This window comes from Leifsonia sp. 115AMFTsu3.1 (assembly GCF_004362795.1).
Lineage (GTDB): Bacteria > Actinomycetota > Actinomycetes > Actinomycetales > Microbacteriaceae > Leifsonia.
In genome coordinates, this window is sequence record NZ_SNYB01000002.1 from 775,820 (window position 1) to 792,718 (window position 16,899).

Below are 16,899 nucleotides of genomic sequence, written 5' to 3' on the forward strand. Positions count from 1 at the left end.
CCGCGCGTTCGGGGCGGGTTCAGCTCTCGAAGTAGAGGTGGGTGTGCAGCCGGCAGCCCGGGTTGAAGGCGGCGCCGCACTCCGGGCAGTCGTCGGTGGCGAGGTAGTCGGCGATAGTGAGCTCGTGACCGCAGACCCCGCACAGCACCGCGCGCTCGTCGCGGCGGTCGGCCGGCCACTGCCGGGCGGGATGGTCGGCCGTCTCTGCGTGGCACAGGTGGCACGGGTAGTACTCGCCGCAGCACGCGAACCGGATCGCGATCACATCGAGCGGCGACTGGTAGTGGATGCAGCGGGTCTCGTCGTCGACGACGGGTCCCAGCACTCGGGGGCGGCCGTTCACCGCACGCCCCTCGCGGACAGCGCCTCGCCGAGCTGGTCGGCGTGCTTGAGCGACAGGATGAGGAAGGGCACCGCGAAGAAGCGGAGGCCCGGCCGCGCGCCTCGGGCGCGCTGCGCCTCACGGACCTCGCCCGCGAGACGTCCGAGCACCGGCACCGTCGTCAGGGCGACGGTCAGCAGCACCGCGGCGCGCTCGGAGTCGAACCGCAGGCGGTCGAGCGGCCGCAGCCCGCGCTCGACGGCGTCGAGCAGGTCGCTGACGCGCGTGGTGAGCACCAGCAGACCGGCCAGCACGACGGCGGCGGTCACGCGTGCGGTGTTCGACACCGCCTGCTCCGGTCCGAGGAAGATCAGCTGCGCGGCGATGGTCACGACGATGAGCCAGCGGAGCGCCACGACCTGGCGGCCCAGCTCGCGCATCCCGAGCATCCCGTCGCGCAGCCCTGCTACCGCGTACGCGACGATCGCAGCGCCGGCGGCGACCGCGGCCGCCCACCACGTGGAGGGGAGCAGCGAAACGGCGAGCACGACCGCGAGAAGCAGGAGCAGCTTCGGCCCGGCGGGAAGGCGGTGCAGGAGGCCGGCACCCGGACGGTAGAGGCTCAGCACGCCAGCGCCGCCTCGTACTCGGCGATGACCTCCGCCGGACGACCGACCGCCTCAACCCGACCACCCGCGAAGAGCACGGCGGTCTCGCAGCGTTCGGCGAGGGCGAGATCGTGGGTGACGAGCACCAAACGGTGCCCGGCGTCGGCGAGCAGGTGGTCGGACACCCGCCGGGCGTTGCGGGCGTCGAGGTACGTCGTCGGCTCGTCGGCCACCACGAGCTCGGGCTCGCGGACGAACGCGCCGGCGAGGGCGAGCAACTGCTTCTGGCCGCCGGACAGGTCGTGCGAGGAGCGCTCGCGCAGGTCGGAGAGCCCGAACCGCTCGAGTGCCGCATCCACTCGACGTCGCAGCTCCTCGCGGCTGAGTCGCTCAGGCCGGAGGGAGAACGCGACGTCCTCGGCGACGGTCGGCATCACGATCTGCGCGTCGGGGTTGCTGAACACGACGGCGACGCGGCGCCGGAGCTCGGTCGCCTGCCGCACGGGGTCGAGGCCCAGGATGCGCGTGACGCCCGTCGCGGGAGCGACGAGTCCGGCCAGCAGCCGGGCGAATGTCGACTTGCCGGAGCCGTTCTCGCCGACCACAGCGATGGTGCGGGCGTCGAGCGCCAGGCTGACGTCGCGGAGCGCATCCACCTGTCCGAGGCGCACGCCCACGCCGTCCAGCCACAGAGCGGCGGCGGCGGCGGGCAGGGGAGCGGGGGTGGCGCCGGTCACGGGACGCGCGACTCCGCGGGCGCGGCCGGATCCGCGGCGACGGCGCGCTGATCGCTGACCCAGGTGCGGCGGAACGCGCGGGGGTAGGCACGCACGAGCGTCGTCACCACAGCCGTCGCGATGACCGCCTTGACCAGATCGCCGGGGACGAAGACGAGGCTCATGAGGGCCGTGGCGTCGAGCGGCAGACGGGTCACAAGACTCTGTACCGGCACACCGAACAGGTAGACGACGAGGATGCCGCCCACGATCATCCCGAGCAGCGTGCGCCACCAGACGGGAGCCCGGCGACCGGCGTGCACGATCAGGCCGATGACGAACGCGCCGGCGATCCAGCCGAAGAGGTAGCCCGCCGACGGCCCGACGAAGGCTCCGATGCCGCCGTGTCCGCCCGCGAGGAGGGGGAGTCCGACCGCGACGAGGGCGAGCAGGACGGCCATGCTCAGGGCGCCGAGCCACGGGCCGAGGATGGCGCCCGCCAGCATGACGCCGAGGGTCTGAGCCGTGATCGGCACGGAGCCGAAGACGGTGACGCCGGACGGCAGGCCGAGCACGGCCACGAGGGCGGCGAAGACGGCGACGCGGGCGAGATCGGTCGCGTCGAGGCGGCGGCGGGGGGCGACGGGGGTCGTGAGGGTCATGCGGGCTTCCTAACCTGAACACTGTTCACCTGAACGGTGTTCACTATAGTGAGAACGTGGCAGGTAACGAAACCGGACGACGACACTCGCGCGACGATGTGGTGGAGGCGGCTCTGCGCATCCTCGACGACCTCGGGCTGCCGGACCTGACCATGCGACGGCTCGCGGCATCCCTCGACGTGCAGCCCAGCGCGCTGTACTGGCACTTCCCGAACAAGCAGACGCTGCTGGCCGAGCTCGCCGACCGCATCGTCGCGACGCGGCCTTATGTCGACGCGACCGCAGACGATGCCGACTGGGCGGATTCGGTGCGCGCCGAGGCGGCCGCCCTGCGCGATGCGCTCCTCGCGTACCGCGACGGCGCCGAGGTCGTCTCCAGCACCCTCGCGCTCGGCCTGGGCTCACCCGAGACCGTCGACCGCCTGGGCCGTGCGGTCGCCCGCGGCGGCTTCGACGCCGAGACCTCCCGGCGTGCCGCGACCGCGCTGCTGCACTTCGTGCTCGGCCATGTCTCGCACGAGCAGCAGCGCCTGCAGTACGACTCGCTCGGCGTTCTGGCCGCCGGCGACAGCTCGCCGCTCGACGAGGACGACCCCGCGGCGGCCTTCGCCTTCGGCGTCGACCTGCTGGTCGGCGGCCTGGAGCTCAGTCGCTCCCGAAGGTGACCTTCCAGCCGCCCACGACGTGGACGGCGAGGTTGAACAGGGCGGCGAAGATCGCTCCGAGGGCGGACACCACGATCACCTCGAGCAGTGCGACGACGAGCGTGAACGTCATCACGTTGGGGAAGGTCAGTCCGGCGACGAGGTTGGCGCCCTGCGCCCCCGCGATGTCCTCGAGGAAGTTGCTGGCAGCGGCGACCAGACCGAATCGTTCGAGCGCGCTCCAGATGAGCAGGCCGATGACGACCGTGATGGCCGCGACGATGATGCTGACCAGGAAGGACATCTTCAGTGCCGACCAGAAGTCGATGTAGACGAGCCGCATCGTCGCGCGCTTCTTCTGTTTGCTGCCCCGAGACGGCATGCGGCCCCTCCCCATGATGCTTCCGCCGTCTCCGGCGTTCCCCGTCGGCCAAGTCTAGGGGACGCACTCTCGCGGCCCGCGCTGGGCGTCGTCCGAGAGTCCATACCGATCGTCCGGTTCTGCCGTAGAATAAGCATGTATTCCGGCGCGGCCGTAGCGGATTGGGGGCGCTGCGGCCGGGTCGGTACGGCTTCAGCGCGGAGTTGACGCAACACGCCGTCGACCGCCGCGGCCGGACGGCGTGTTGCGTCAACCCGATGAGTCAGCGGACCGGGGCTAGCGGATGAGGTCCGGCAGGCGGCGGAGCCGCGCGAATTCGGCGGCGGGCACGATGCCCGGCAGCAGCACCGTCCACAGGTCGCGGACCCGCTCGAGCAGGTCCTTCCGTCGCGCGACCGTCTCCGACACCAGTTGGACGCCCGTGTACGCCGGGACGACAACGCTCGCCAGCATCCCCGGGTCGAGGTCCGGGCGCAGGTCGCCCTCGTCGACCGCCTGGCGGAACAGCGCTTCCGTCGTGCGCAGCCAGTCCTCGTACGGCTCGGTCACCGGCGGATCGAACATCGACACGTCGGTCGTGAGCCGGATGCCGGCCTGCACGACGGGATCGGTCAGCAGCTGGTGCGCGAGCACCGCGCTCAGCCGGACCATCGTCTCCAGCCCCGGAAGTCCCTGCTCGACGACCTCGGCCGCGGCGGCCATCGTGCGTCGGTGCTGCTCGATGATGACCGCGCGGGCCAGCTCGTCCTTCGACGGGAAGTGGAAGTACAGCGCGCCCTTGGTGACGCCCGACTCTTCTGCGATGTCGGCGATGGAGGCGAGGCCGTATCCTCGGCGGCCGAACACCGCGGCGGCTCCGGAGACGATCGTCCCGCGCGTCACCTGCGCCCGCTCCTGCTTCACCATGATGGGCTCACGTTAACGCACAGTTGCTTTGAGGAGGATGCGGCGATTCACGTGCGCGGCGTAGCGTTGGCTGTGCCGGGCCGCCCGCCGCGGGCCGGAAGCACCGCATCCGATTCGAGGGGAGACCGCCGTGCCCACTGTCGCCGATACCGCCGTCGAGATTCTGAGGGATGCGGGGGTGACGCGCGTCTACGGCATCCCCGGGGACTCGCTCAACGGCTTCACCGACGCCATCCGCCGGAACGACGGTGTGACGTGGGAGCACGTGCGGCACGAGGAGGCGGCGGCGTTCGCGGCGTCCGCCGAGGCAGCGCTGACCGGCGAGCTGGCCGTCTGCGCCGGAAGCTGCGGTCCGGGCAACACGCACCTCATCAACGGCCTGTACGACGCCAACCGCAGCCGTGTCCCCGTGCTCGCGATCGCCGCGCAGATCCCGGGCGCCGAGATCGGCAGCGGGTACTTCCAGGAGACGCACCCGCAGGAGCTGTTCCGCGAGGCGAGCGTCTACACCGAGCTCGTCAGCCAGGCGGACCAGATGCCGCGCATCCTCGAGATCGCCATGCGCACCGCCGTTGAGCGCCGCGGCGTCGCGGTGATCGTCGTGCCCGGCGAGATCTTCCTCGCCGACAGCGCGGGCCGCCGCAAGTCCGCGCCGATCACCTTCTCGCCGCGCGTGACCCGCCCCACCGATCCCGAGCTGCAGGCTGCCGCCGACATCCTGAACGACGCCAAGCGGGTCACCATCCTCGCCGGCGCGGGGGCGGAGGGCGGGCACGACCAGCTGCTGGCGATCGCCCAGAAGCTGCAGGCGCCGATCGTCCACGCCATGCGGGGCAAGGAGTTCGTCGAGTACGACAACCCGTACGACGTCGGCATGACCGGCCTCCTCGGGTTCTCCTCCGGCTACCGCGCGATGGAGTCGTGCGACGCGCTGCTGATGCTCGGCACCGACTTCCCGTACCAGCAGTTCTTCCCCTCGAAGGCGAAGATCGTGCAGGTCGACATCCGCGGCGAGAACCTCGGCAGGCGCGTCCCGCTCGACCTGGGCCTCGTCGGAAGCGTGAAGGACACGGTGGATGCGCTGCTCCCGCTGCTGAAGGACCGCAAGGACCGCAAGCACCTCGACTCCTCGCTCAGCCATTACGCCAAGACGCGCAAGAGCCTCGACGACCTGGCGGTCAACGACCGCAATCGCACGCCCATCCACCCGCAGTACGTCGCGCGGCTGATCAGCGAGCTCGCCGCGGACGACGCCGTATTCCTGCCGGATGTCGGCTCGCCGGTGGTCTGGGCCGCGCGCTACCTGCGGATGAACGGGCGCCGGAGGCTGATCGGCTCGTTCACCCACGGCAGCATGGCGAACGCGCTGCCGCAGGCGATCGGCGCCCAGACGGCGTTCCCGGGGCGGCAGGTGGTCGCGCTCGCCGGGGACGGCGGCCTCGCGATGCTGCTCGGCGAACTGCTCACGCTGCGGCAGAACAAGCTGCCGGTGAAGATCGTGGTCTTCAACAACTCCTCGCTCAACTTCGTCGAAGTCGAGATGAAGGCCGCCGGGTTCGTCAACTTCGGCACCAGCCTCGAGAACCCCGACTTCGCGCAGATCGCCCAGGCCGCGGGCCTGCACGGTCAGCGCGTGGAGAAGCCGGATGAGCTGGAGAGCGCCCTGCGGACGGCATTCGCCCACGACGGCCCCGCCCTGGTGGATGTGGTGACCGCCCGGCAGGAGCTCAGCATCCCGCCGGCGATCACGGCGAAGCAGGTCGGCGGCTTCACGCTGTACGCGCTGCGGACGATCATGAACGGTCGGGGCGACGAGCTGATCGACCTGGCGGACACGAACGTGTTCCGCCGCCTGTTCGACTGACGCGCGTCGCAGCGGCCGCGACGCCCTCAGCCGCTGACCACCGGCACGTTCTGGATCGCACGCACGGGCAGGGTGAGCACGGCCTCGGGCGAACCGATGCGCGTGCCGTCGGGCGCGGTCCCTGCCGCGGTGGCCCGGTCGGAGATCGCCGCGGTGAGCAGGAGATCGGAGGCCGTGGTCGTGTAGGTGGCGGAGCACGTCATCCGCTCGCCGGGCGCCAGGATGCTCGCCGGGCAGTCGACGGCGGACAGGTTCGCCTGGTCGGACGGCGCAGCGACGGTGTCGGAGACCGTGACGTCGGCGAGCGTGACGTTGCCGGTGTTCGTCACCAGGAACGCGAAGCGCACCTGCTGACCCACCATCGTCACGGCCGCGGTGTCCGAGGTTTTGACCACGCTGAGCCCTGGATCGTCGGCCGCCGCGATGGTGACGGTCGACGCGGCGGACCGGATCGGGTCCGGCGTCGAACCGCCCGGCGGGGTCGGCGGGGTGCCGGAGGCGGTGGCGGTGTCCGTGACGGAGCCGTTGTCCACGTCGGCCTGGGTGGTGGTGTATGTCGCAGTGCACGTGAGCTGCCCTCCGACGGGCAGGGGATCGGCGGGGCAGTCGATCGGCGACAGGCCGCCCGGTGACGACGGCGCGGCCACCTGGTCGTCCACGGTGATCCCGGTCAGCGGGACATTGCCGGTGTTGGTGACCAGGAACGTGTACGGGATCTGTTGTCCCGCTCGGACCACGCTCGTCGTCGTGGAGGACTTCTCGACGCGGATCCCCGGGAGGTCGTCCGCCGTGATGGTCACACTGGACGGCGGTGAGGCGATCGCCGGAGGGTTCGGAGCGTCGGGTCTCGGCGCCGGGACGGCGGTGGCCACGGCCGTGTCGGTGAGCGACCCGTTGTCGACGTCCGCCTGACTGACCTCGTACGTGGCGGTGCAGATCATGTCCTGCTGCGGCGCGAGTGTGGTCGCCGGGCAGTCCACCGGCGAGAGGGCGGCTTGGACGGCTGGGGCCACCTGGACATCGGTCACGACGATGTCCGTGAGCACGGTGTTTCCGGTGTTCGTCACCAGGAAGTCGTAGGGGATGCGCAGGCCCGCCGTGAACGGGACAGTGCTCGGCTGCGCCATGGACTTCAGCACGGTGATCGAGCTCGTGTGGGTGACGGGGAGCGTTACGGTGACCGGCGGCGAGGCGATCCGCGGCGGGTTGGGCTCATCCGGCGTGGCGGGCGGCGTGCCCGTGGCGGTCGCGGTGTCCGTGACGGAGCCGCTGTCGAGGTCGGCCTGCGTGGTGGTGTAGGTGGCCGTGCAGGTCATGCTGGCCCCGCCGGCGAGGGCGCTCGCGGGACAGTCCACCGCCGAGAGGCCGGCCGGATCCGACGGCGCGGCGACCACATCCTCGACGGTGATGCCGGTGAGCGGGCTGTTGCCGGTGTTCGTGACCAGGAAGCTATAGGGGATCTGCTGGCCGACCTGCACCACGTCGGTGGTGGTCGACGATTTGACCACGTCGATGCCGGAGACGATCCCGAAGTAGTGCGACGGATCGTCGTCATCGACGCGCACTGCCGCCGGGTCGAGACCCGTGACGGTGCCCGTGTTGGCGTACTGCCCGGCGGTCGCCGTCCCGGTCGCGACGCAGGTGAAGGACGCGCCGGGTGCGAGCGGCCCCGCGACGACGTTGCCTCCGGTGGCGTCGCAGTCGATGTCGGCGGCCGCGACCTGGTCGTCCGTGACCGTGACGTCGGTCAGGTCGACAGCGCCCGAGTTCGTGACCACGTACGTCCACTGCACGGGGCCGCCGACCGGGACGAGCGGTCCGGGAGCGTCGTCGGCGTCCTCCGTGTTGGTGGCCTTCTCGATGTGGATGCCGGGAGCCGGGAGCACGGCGAGGTCGACGGTGAACGCGGTGAACGAGTCGGGGATGAGCTCTCCGGCGAGTCCGGCGACGTCGTCACCGGAGGGGCCGTTGCCGCCGACGAGGGCGCCGGCCGCGTACTGGTTCGCCAGCGTGACCGGAGTGCTCGTCAGCCCTGTCGCGGCGGGGTCGGGGGAGGCGGTGTTGTTGTTGTCGGCATCCTCGTTCGGCGTCAGCGCCGGGCTGGATGCGGTGGTGCGGACCACCGTCCCGGCCAGCGGGCCGCCCGCCGCGAACATCGCGGCGGGAAGGTGCACGACGTACCGGCCGGCCGGAAGCGACGTCACCGACCAGCGGCCGTTCGCGTCCGTCGTCGCGGTGCCGACGACATCCCCGTTCTCGGTCAGCACCTGCACGGCGACGCCGGGGATGCCGTGCTCCCCGCCGTCGAACTTCCCGTCCCCGTTGCTGTCGAGCCAGACCAGGTCGCCAAGGGAGAAGCCCGGCATCAGCACGTAGGGCTCGTTCGACAGCAGCGGCTGGTTCGCGAACGTGGCCGAGAAGATCATCGCCCGGTTCACGTACACGTTGTCGAGGTCGTTGCTCGTCGACACCGCGGGGATGGATGCGCGCACCCGGGTCTGCACACCGAGGAACCCGCTGGAGACGAACCGGACGGCGGTCACCGCGCCGAAGTCGGCGACCTCGCCCGCTGTCTGCCAGAGCCCTCCTGGTGCCGCGGGGTTCGCATTGGACGGGTCGCGCGGATCGTGGATCAGCGTGGCGGGAGGTGCGCTCGAGTAGTACCAGGTGCCCGGCACGGCCCCGGTGGCGCCGCGGAGGTAGGTCGGCGCCGCGAGCGGCCCCGACAGTCGCGCCGTTCCGGTGTAGTCGGAAGCGTACTGCGATCGTGCCGAACCGGACGCGGGGTCGCCGTCGCCGTTCCACGGCAGCACGTCGATCACGTCCGGCGGCTGGAAGGCGATCTGCGTGGAGGTGTTCCCCCACTCCAACGACCAGGTGTACGTCTCGCCGCTCGCCACGAACGGCTTGTCGACGCTCTTCGTGATGCCGAGCTGGCCCGATCCGACGATCTGGATCGTCGCCTGCGCCGTCGGCGCGTTCTCCGCGTTGTCCGCCAGCGCCTGCACGGTGTTGACGTGCGTGTCTCCGGGTTGCGCGAGGCTGTCGACCGTCGTGCAGATCCGCAGACGTCCGCGGGTCGCTCCGGGGGTGGGGCTGAAGACGGTCTGGCTCGGCGCGGTCACGATCGGGATGTCTCCGGCGACGAAGGTGACGCGTCGCGTCTGCTGGTCGTAGCTCACGGTCACTCCGGGCGGCAGCAGGTTCTGCGTGCAGACGGAGTCGAAGTGCAGATCGGCGGGGATCGTATCCACGAGCCGCAGGTTCTGCAGCGTCGCCCCGACCGTGGTGCGGCTGATCGATGCCGTCAGATCCCAGATGGCGGTGTCGCCTGGGAAGTACTGGGTGGGGACGATCGCCTTGGCGACGCCGAGCAGCATCCCCGAGAACGGGATCTGGCGCGACACGGTGCCCCACCCGTTGCCGGTGGCGCCCGTCGGCCAACCACCGACATTGGTCACGCGGACGCCGGACGGGATCGCCTCCGAGGCGTTGGGGCCGCCGTTGTAGAAGGTCCGGGTCTCGAGCTCGAAGATCAGGTGCGCGGCGAACGGCCCTGTCTCGACCCGGGTCGGGTCGACCGGCCGGATGCGCACCATGTTGACCGCGTCCTGCCAGTTCGCGCCGAAGGCCGCCGCCGGGTCGGTCGTCCACGGACCGGGCGCGTTGCGGCAGTCCGTCGCCGCACCCGTGATCGACGACGCGTCGATGGGGTAGAGGCCGCCGGTCGGCGGGCCGTTCTGGGTGTTCACCTGATTGGGCCCGACCGCGTACTCGATGACGTAGTTCGCCGGGTTCACGTTGGTGCCGGAGGGGAAGGTCCCCATCCGTGGCGTGCCCGCGACGAGCTTCAGCACCGAGACATCGAACACGTCGCACAGCTTGAGGTCGGGCACGGACACCCGGTTGTTGTTCGCCGAGAGGCTGACGAACGATTGCACGACGTCGCCGCCGAAGGTCGGACCGTTGTAGGTGGCGCCGTTGCGGATGTACTGCTTGTTGCCGGTGAGGGAGCCGCACTCCCCGGCGGAGGGGCGCACGCTGCGTACGTCGAGGTTGTTGCCGGTCGCGGTCGTGCCGTTCCATCCCGGCTCGAAGCCCGTGCCGTTGTTGAGGTCCCCGCCCGCCGTCCACGGGTCGGAGTCGATCGCCTCGTTGCGCAGATCGAGGGTGACGTTCGACTGGCAGGGGTCGGCCGGCAGCGTGCTCATCGGGATGAAGAAGCGGACGACGATGTTCATGCGGCGATCGTTGAACCCGCGCTGGTTCGGCGTCGGTCTGATCGTCCACCCGGCCGCCGGCTGGGCACCCATGTCGCACGTGACGGTCGCCGCGTTGGGGTCGGGCTGCAGAGCATCGCAGCTCGTCAGAAGTGCGCCGGGATGGCTGACCAGCCTGTCCTTGAACGTGACGGGCAGGTCCAGCCACGGTCCGACATTGTCGGGACCGGCCAGATCGACGATGTTGAGGAGGTAGTCGACCCGGTAGCCGTTGACCGGGACGCCGTTGACCGTCTGCGTGGTGAAGAACGGTCCTCCGAAGAAGCTCTTCTGCAGGTCCCACGTGGGTGCGGCCGCGTTTCTGACGATCGTCACGAGGTTGTTGCCAGTGCCGTTCGAGCCGGGTTCGTGATCCGGGCCGTAGTTCGGCGCGCCGCCGTTGATCACCCAGCGGTCGGTGTCCTGAGCGCGGTTCTGGAAGTCGAACGTGCCGGTCGGGTTGGGCTGACCCGGCTGCCAGGAGGGGTCGATGGCTCTGTTCATGTCGTCGAGCGGGACGAAGATCGTCATGATCATGTGGCCCTCGCCGGTGTCGCTCCCGCGGCCGCTGTTGGGCCGGATGCTCAGCTGCCAGCCGTCGGTTCCCTGGACCTCCTCCAGCGGGCAGGTCAGCGTCCACGGCGACGACAGCGAGTTGTCCGCGGGTTCGGCCGAGCGGCACTGGGTGATCCGCGCGTTCGGGAACTCGGGCATCACGTCGGTGAAGGTGGCCGGCCAGACCAGATCGCTGGCACCGGCTCCGTGGAGCGTGTCGACGACGTTGAACTTGTAGCGGACGAGGTACCCCGAGACGGCGACGCCGTTGTACGTGCGGATGGTGAAGTCCGGCCCCGCATTGCCGACGCCGGACGGCGGGTACGGGATCTTCTCCAGGTCCCACTGCGCCGTGCCGGTGACCTCGACCTGCGGGCCGTCGACGGTGGCCGACGTCCCGGCATCGCCCGCGGGCGCGAATGCCGACATCGTGATCCCGGCGTGTGACGGGATGGGCGTGTTCGACGCGAAGCGGTAGGCGAGCTGCAGCGCGGCGACATTCGACGACAGGCTTCCGATGTTGCAGATGACGGTGATCGAACCGTCGGCATTGACGGTGCGTGACGACGGCGGATTGGCGCCGTTCGCCGCCCCCAGGCATCCTGCCGGGAGCCCGTTCGTGCCCGGCCCGACGAGTTCGAGCTTCGCGCCGTCGGGCGAGGAGACGGTGAACTGGGCGACTACGTTCGGCACCGAGGCCCCGGTCGGGAGTCCGGTCAGGGCGACGGAGTAGTTCTGCGACACGGTGTCCATCACGCGCACGATGCAGTTGCCCGGGCCCGAGTCCTTCCCCGGGGCGTCGGTCGCGTCGAACGGCGGGGTTCCCGTGACGGCGAACCCGTCGCACCCCTCCGCGACCGGCAGCCGCGCGACGCTGAGGTCGGCGATCGGCTGCATCCCCGCGTCGATCCCCACCGCCTGCGTCGTCCCGGCGATGGTCAGCGGCGCCGTCACGCCGCGCTCCGGCTGGCCGACCGGAGGCGGCCCGGTGGTGACGAAGTCGTTCTCGCCGGAGGCGGTCGCGGGGAAATGGAACGCGGCGCTCGCGTCCGCGCGGACGACGAAGGTGCCGTCCGCCACGTCCGGGAACCGGTACACCCCGGCCGCGCTGGTCGTGGTCGTCGCGACGACGACACCGCCCGGAGAGGTCAACAGCTGGATGGGGATCCCGGCTTTCACGGGCTCGGTGCTCTGGTGCACGCCATCCCGGTTGACGTCCGCCCAGACGACGCCGGAGACGAGGCTCCCGGGCGCCGCCGTCGCGGTGGACCCGCCCGTGACGGGGATGGCGATCCCCGCGATCAGCGCCACCACGGTGGCCCAGACGGTCGTCGCGCGAGGCTTCCGCCGCGCCCCTCCTGGATTCGATTCGCTGTTCGAGGAAGCGAACGGAAGCGTGAACATGGTGCATCCCCCCGGACGAGCGCTGGTCAGGCTGGGCTCGTGGGGGTCACCGTAACTCCGGCCCGGACCGGTCCGAAAGAAGGCTGCGTCGGGAGGCGTCCGCGATCAGTTGATGCAGACGGTGTCGCTGTAGTTCGTGGCGGGCCCGGTCGGAGCGGGAGTCGGGGCCGGGGCAGGAGCGGTGCCACCACCCGCGGAGGGAGCCGTCGGCATGATGCCGTCGTCGCCGAGGACGACCGTGACGGTGCTCACGGACGAGGTCTCCTGCACGCTCGCGCCCGGCAGGTAGGCGGCGACGGCCTTGGCCTGCGCCTCCTGTCCGGAGGGGTACTGGATCACCGTCGTCGCGCGGGTGTCGGCGTCGCCCGGTGTGCCCGTCTTGAAGCCGGCGCCCGCGAGCGTCTGGCTGGCGGTCGTCGCAGCGCCGTTCTGGCTGCCGCCGTTGAGCACGGTCACCGAGGTGTCCGCCGGCTTCGCCGCCGTCGCCTTCTCGTAGGCGCTCGGGGTGCCCATCAGACTCTGGATGAACGCCGGCATCGCGGCCGTGTCGACCTCGACGATCGAGATGTCGTCGCCGTCGACCGTGATCGTCGGCGTCCCCGAGATCGGGATGGTCGCCGACTGGATCTTCCCGCCGGTCAGCCCCTGCAGCTGGGCCGCGAGCTGAAGGAAGTTCAGGCCGGGATCGGTCTCCAGGGAGCCGCTCACCGCATCCAGCACCTTGGTCAGCTTGCCCGGGTTCAGCAGCGTGCCGGCCGACAGGAACTTGTGGGCCTCCACAGACAGGAAGTACTGCTGCCGCACGACGCGGTCGAGATCGCCGCGGGGGAGTCCGTGGCGCTGACGCACGAAGGACAGCGCCTGCTTCGCGTCCAGCGTCGAGACGCCCGCCGGGAAGTTGGCGCCGGAATACGGGTCGTCGACCGCGTTGTTCAGGCAGACCTGCACGGGGCCCAGCGCCTGCGCGATCGTGTAGAAGCCGAGCAGCGAGACGCGCACGTAGTGGTCGATGCTGAGGCCGGTGAGGTTCTGCACGGTCTGGATGAGCAGCTTCGCACCGCTCGCCGCATCCGTCGCGCCGCCGCCCAGAGAGAAGGCCGCGTTGAGCTTGTTCATGCCGTGCCCGGGCACCTCCACCCAGGAGTCGCGCGGGAGCGAGATCAACGTCGCCGACTTCCCGTTCGCGGGGATGTGCAGGATCATCATCGTGTCCGTGTTGGTCCCGCCGCCGTCGTCTGTGGTGCTCAACTGGTCGAGCTCCGCCTGCGAGGCTCCGTCGGGCCGATGATCGTCGCCGACCAGCAGGATGTTCTGGTCCTGGCCGTCGACATCGTTCGCGGGCTTGGAGATCACATCCACATGCTTGACGCCGCCGACGAACCGGAAGTAGCTGTAGGCGGCGTACCCGCCCACCACGACGAGGATCACCGCGAGGGCCGCCGCGGTCCAGCCGATGATGCGCTTCGTGCGGCGGCGCTTGCGCGGAGCCTTGTCCCGGCGGCCGCCCGGGGGCGGAGTGGGGGTGCCGCCGTCGTCGCCGCCGGGTCCGTCGCCGTTGTCGCCGCCGCCGTTGCGGCCGCCGCCTCCGTTGCCGCCGCCGTTGCCACCGCGGCGCCCGGCGCCGTCGCCGCCGAGGCCCGGGGCGTCGCCGCCCATCCCGAACGGGTCGAACGGGGCGCCACCCGCTGTGCCACCGCTCGCAGCGCCGCCGCTCCCGGTGGGCACGCCGGAGGCCGGACGCGTCGCGCGCACGGGGCGGCGCGGGTCGGCGGACGGCGCGCGTCCGAACACCTGGGTGGGCGGCAGCTGCTGGTCGCTGCCGTCCGCACCGGGATCTGAGGCGGGGAAGTTCGGGCGTCGCACACCGAAACGCTAGGGGGCGGCGCCTTGGAACCGCCTGGTTTCGCGCGGTGTTCCCGAGGAATCACCAGCTTTTCCGCCTCAGCCTCCCAGCCCAGACCCGGATGGGACGGCGGGTCGCCTGCGAGAACGCTCAGTCGTCGCAGTCGGCGGGCGGCTCGCACTCCTCGTCGTCGATCGCCGCGTTCATCGTGCGTGCGATGCCGAGCAGGGCATCCTGCTGCTCGGGCGTCAGGGCGTCGAACAGGATGCGGCGGATGGTCGCCGAGTGCTTCGGCAGCGCGCGCACCACCACGCGCCGGCCCTCGCCGGTGAGGTGGATCCACATCGCGCGGCGGTCCTCCTCGCACTCTTGTCGCTCGACGAACCCGCGGGCGACCATGCGGGTCACCTGGTGCGAGACGCGGCTCTTCTCCCAGCCCGTCGCATCCACCAGATCCCGGACACGCAGCCGCCGCCCGGGCGAGCGGACCAGAGCCATCAGCACCTCGAGCTCGGAGATCGAGATGCCGTCGTCCTGCTGCAGCTGCGCATCCAATGTCCGGTCGAAGCCGCGCCGCATCAGGTGGAAGGCGCGGAACAGCTCCAGCTCGTCGTCCGACAGCTTCCTCGGGTCGGGACGGGTGCGCACGGTGGCCATACGCCATCCTGACACGCGCCGCGGGTCAGTGGGCGAGCGCCTCCAGGAAGACGACGAGCACGCCGAGCGCGACAACGACGACCAGCACCGCGAGCTGCCGCCAGCCGGAGAGTCCGGTGCGCGAGACGGCGATCCGGGTGATGACGGCGAGCGAGGCGATGAGCGCGACGATCGCGATGGTGAGGCCGGTACGGTCCTCGATGACGTCGAACACCGCCAGCCCCACGGCGATGAGCGGCACCACAAGGACGCCGAGCGCGCGCGACGACACCGCCAGCATGTGCCGGAACTCAGCGACCGACGGGAGGGTGTTGTGCACGATCATGTGCGACACGAGGTCCGAGACGAGGCCGGCCAGCAGCACTCCGATGACGGAGATGACCAGCGTCCAGAGCACGGTGGGCGAGTCGAGCGCCTCTCCGTGCGAGTTCATCGCCATGAGGATCGCGAGGGCCGTGAAGGTGACGTAGATCCGCTCGCGCAGCCGGTCGCCCGCCTGGCGTCGTTCATTCTCGGACGCATCCTCGGGCAGATGGATGTCGTCGTTGCGGTGATCGCGCTGGTCGGACATGCGGCGAGCCTAGCCGGGAATGAATCGCGAACGCGGCTGGTTCGCGTTGGATGACACGTCATCAAAAACGAAAGGCTGACATGACGAAGATCGCCATCATCATCGGAAGCACGCGTCCAGGGCGCAACGGCGAGGCCGTCGCGCGCTGGGTCTACGAGAACGCCGCGAAGCGCTCCGGCGTCGAGTACGAGCTCGTCGACCTGAAGGACTGGGACCTCCCGCACCTCGACGAGGCCATGCCCGCCGCCATGGGGCAGTACGCCGGTGAGCACACCAAGGCGTGGGCGGCGAAGATCGCCGAGTTCGACGGCTTCGTGTTCGTCACCCCCGAGTACAACCACAGCACCTCCGGCGCCCTCAAGAACGCGATCGACTACGTCGGGGCCGAGTGGTACAACAAGGCCGCCGGGTTCGTCAGCTACGGCGTCTTCGGTGGCGCTCGCGCCGTCGAGCACCTGCGTCTGGTGCTGTCGCAGCTCCAGGTCGCCACGGTCAGCGCACACGTGGGCCTCAGCCTCGCTCACGACTTCGAGAACTGGCAGCTGAAGCCGACCGAGCAGCAGACCGCCGCTCTCACCCCGCTGTTCGACCAGCTCGAGGCCTGGTCCGCCGCGCTCGAGACCGTGCGCGCGGGTGCCGCCGAGCAGGATGAGGACGAGGCCGCGGCCTGACGCTCCTCGCCGTTCCTTCTCCGGCTTCTGCCCGGTCCGGCTTCTGCCCGGTCTGCTACGTCTGGCAGACCGGGCAGAAGTATGTGACCCGCTCTTCGAGGTCCGTCCGGCCCAGCGACGACGACTGGATGCGCGTGCCGCAGCGACGGCAGGGCTGGCCGCGGCGTCCGTAGACCCAGGTGTTGCGTCCGCGGCGGGTGTCTCCGGTGGTGACCCGGAGGGGCCGGTCGCGGTTCGCCGTGATGAGCCGGAAAGCGAGGTCGACGGCCGCGGGGATGTCGGCATCCCGAACCGGCCGGGTGGGAAGCATCCCCCGCAGGAAGCACAGCTCGTTGGCGTACACGTTGCCGAGGCCGGCGAGGTTGCGCTGGTCGAGGAGCGCGACAGCCACCGGCACGTCCGGATTCTCCGTGATCCGACGGACGGCCTCCTCGGCGTCCCAGTCAGAGCCGAGGAGGTCCGGGCCGAGATGCCCGACCACCTCGTTCTCCCGGTCGCGGGGGAGGACCTCCAGCACGCCGAGCTGGAAGCCCACGGCCTGCGCGTCGGCCGTGCGAAGCACTGCCCGCGCCTGGTAGCCGGGATGCCGCCAGCGGCCGTCGGGCGGGTACACCTCCCATGACCCCTCCATCTTGAGATGGCTGTGGATGGTGTGGTCACCCACGTGCATCAGCAGGTGCTTGCCGCGGCTGACGACCTCGTCCATGCGCTCGCCGGAGAGGTCGATGGTCGCGTAGGCAGGGACGCGGAAGTCGGTCTCCGTGAGGATCTGACCCGCCAGGGCACGGTGGAGGCGCTGAGCCGCCTGGTAGACGGTGTCGCCCTCAGGCATGCG

14 protein-coding genes are annotated in these 16,899 nt (G+C 70.6%); 3 read left to right on the forward strand and 11 right to left on the reverse strand.

What is annotated here, in order from left to right; genetic code table 11:
- Window positions 1–19: 19 nt before the first annotated feature.
- The 4 genes from AXZ95_RS14710 to AXZ95_RS14725 are packed head-to-tail and all read right to left on the reverse strand — an operon-like array spanning window position 20 to window position 2,308.
- Entirely contained in the window at window positions 20–343 is a 324-nt protein-coding gene (locus AXZ95_RS14710) for a CHY zinc finger protein (protein ID WP_026307280.1), read from the reverse strand.
- The gene (locus tag AXZ95_RS14715) at window positions 340–951 is read right to left on the reverse strand and encodes an energy-coupling factor transporter transmembrane component T (protein ID WP_018192037.1); all 612 of its coding nucleotides are present in this window, start codon (window positions 949–951) and stop codon (window positions 340–342) included. Before AXZ95_RS14715 ends, AXZ95_RS14710 begins: the two co-directional genes overlap by 4 nt.
- Window positions 945–1,667, reverse strand: coding sequence for an ABC transporter ATP-binding protein (locus AXZ95_RS14720; RefSeq protein ID WP_018192036.1), 723 nt, complete (start codon window positions 1,665–1,667; stop codon window positions 945–947). Before AXZ95_RS14720 ends, AXZ95_RS14715 begins: the two co-directional genes overlap by 7 nt.
- On the reverse strand, window positions 1,664–2,308 hold the full coding sequence (locus AXZ95_RS14725; protein WP_018192035.1) for a biotin transporter BioY: 645 nt from the start codon (window positions 2,306–2,308) through the stop codon (window positions 1,664–1,666). The genes AXZ95_RS14720 and AXZ95_RS14725 overlap by 4 nt, the downstream gene beginning before the upstream one ends.
- Before the next feature lie 101 nt (window positions 2,309–2,409).
- Between AXZ95_RS14725 and AXZ95_RS14730 the strand changes: the two genes are divergently transcribed.
- Window positions 2,410–2,973, forward strand: a complete 564-nt coding sequence (locus AXZ95_RS14730) for a TetR/AcrR family transcriptional regulator C-terminal domain-containing protein (RefSeq protein WP_018192034.1) — start codon at window positions 2,410–2,412, stop codon at window positions 2,971–2,973.
- On the opposite strand, the gene AXZ95_RS14735 is transcribed toward AXZ95_RS14730, so the two are convergent.
- Window positions 2,954–3,334, reverse strand: a complete 381-nt coding sequence (locus AXZ95_RS14735; RefSeq protein ID WP_018192033.1) for a DUF3566 domain-containing protein — start codon at window positions 3,332–3,334, stop codon at window positions 2,954–2,956. The two genes, AXZ95_RS14730 and AXZ95_RS14735, sit on opposite strands and share 20 nt — an antisense overlap.
- 276 nt (window positions 3,335–3,610) lie before the next feature.
- Window positions 3,611–4,240, reverse strand: coding sequence for a ScbR family autoregulator-binding transcription factor (locus AXZ95_RS14740; protein WP_018192032.1), 630 nt, complete (start codon window positions 4,238–4,240; stop codon window positions 3,611–3,613).
- Window positions 4,241–4,370: 130 nt separating this feature from the next.
- Here AXZ95_RS14740 and poxB point away from each other — a divergent pair, with 130 nt between their 5' ends.
- The gene (gene poxB / locus AXZ95_RS14745; RefSeq protein WP_026307278.1) at window positions 4,371–6,104 is read left to right on the forward strand and encodes a ubiquinone-dependent pyruvate dehydrogenase; all 1,734 of its coding nucleotides are present in this window, start codon (window positions 4,371–4,373) and stop codon (window positions 6,102–6,104) included.
- A gap of 26 nt (window positions 6,105–6,130) precedes the next feature.
- Here the strand turns inward: poxB and AXZ95_RS14750 are convergent, their stop codons facing one another.
- The 4 genes from AXZ95_RS14750 to AXZ95_RS14765 form a co-directional block, all read right to left on the reverse strand.
- Window positions 6,131–12,232 (reverse strand): SdrD B-like domain-containing protein, encoded by a 6,102-nt coding sequence (locus AXZ95_RS14750; protein WP_243737919.1) that lies wholly within the window; start codon window positions 12,230–12,232, stop codon window positions 6,131–6,133.
- Window positions 12,233–12,427: 195 nt separating this feature from the next.
- Window positions 12,428–14,185 (reverse strand): LCP family protein, encoded by a 1,758-nt coding sequence (locus AXZ95_RS14755; protein ID WP_018192028.1) that lies wholly within the window; start codon window positions 14,183–14,185, stop codon window positions 12,428–12,430.
- A 130-nt stretch (window positions 14,186–14,315) separates the two neighbouring features.
- A complete protein-coding gene (locus tag AXZ95_RS14760) occupies window positions 14,316–14,822 on the reverse strand; it encodes a MarR family transcriptional regulator (protein ID WP_018192027.1) in 507 nt (168 codons plus the stop codon).
- 25 nt (window positions 14,823–14,847) lie between these two features.
- Window positions 14,848–15,393: a hypothetical protein gene (locus AXZ95_RS14765; RefSeq protein WP_018192026.1), complete on the reverse strand. Its 546-nt coding sequence runs from the start codon at window positions 15,391–15,393 to the stop codon at window positions 14,848–14,850.
- A gap of 80 nt (window positions 15,394–15,473) precedes the next feature.
- Here AXZ95_RS14765 and AXZ95_RS14770 point away from each other — a divergent pair, with 80 nt between their 5' ends.
- Entirely contained in the window at window positions 15,474–16,064 is a 591-nt protein-coding gene (locus tag AXZ95_RS14770) for an NAD(P)H-dependent oxidoreductase (protein WP_018192025.1), read from the forward strand.
- Between the two features lie 55 nt (window positions 16,065–16,119).
- Here the strand turns inward: AXZ95_RS14770 and AXZ95_RS14775 are convergent, their stop codons facing one another.
- Complete coding sequence (locus AXZ95_RS14775; RefSeq protein ID WP_018192024.1) at window positions 16,120–16,896, reverse strand: DNA-formamidopyrimidine glycosylase family protein; 777 nt, start codon at window positions 16,894–16,896, stop codon at window positions 16,120–16,122.
- Window positions 16,897–16,899 lie beyond the last annotated feature (3 nt).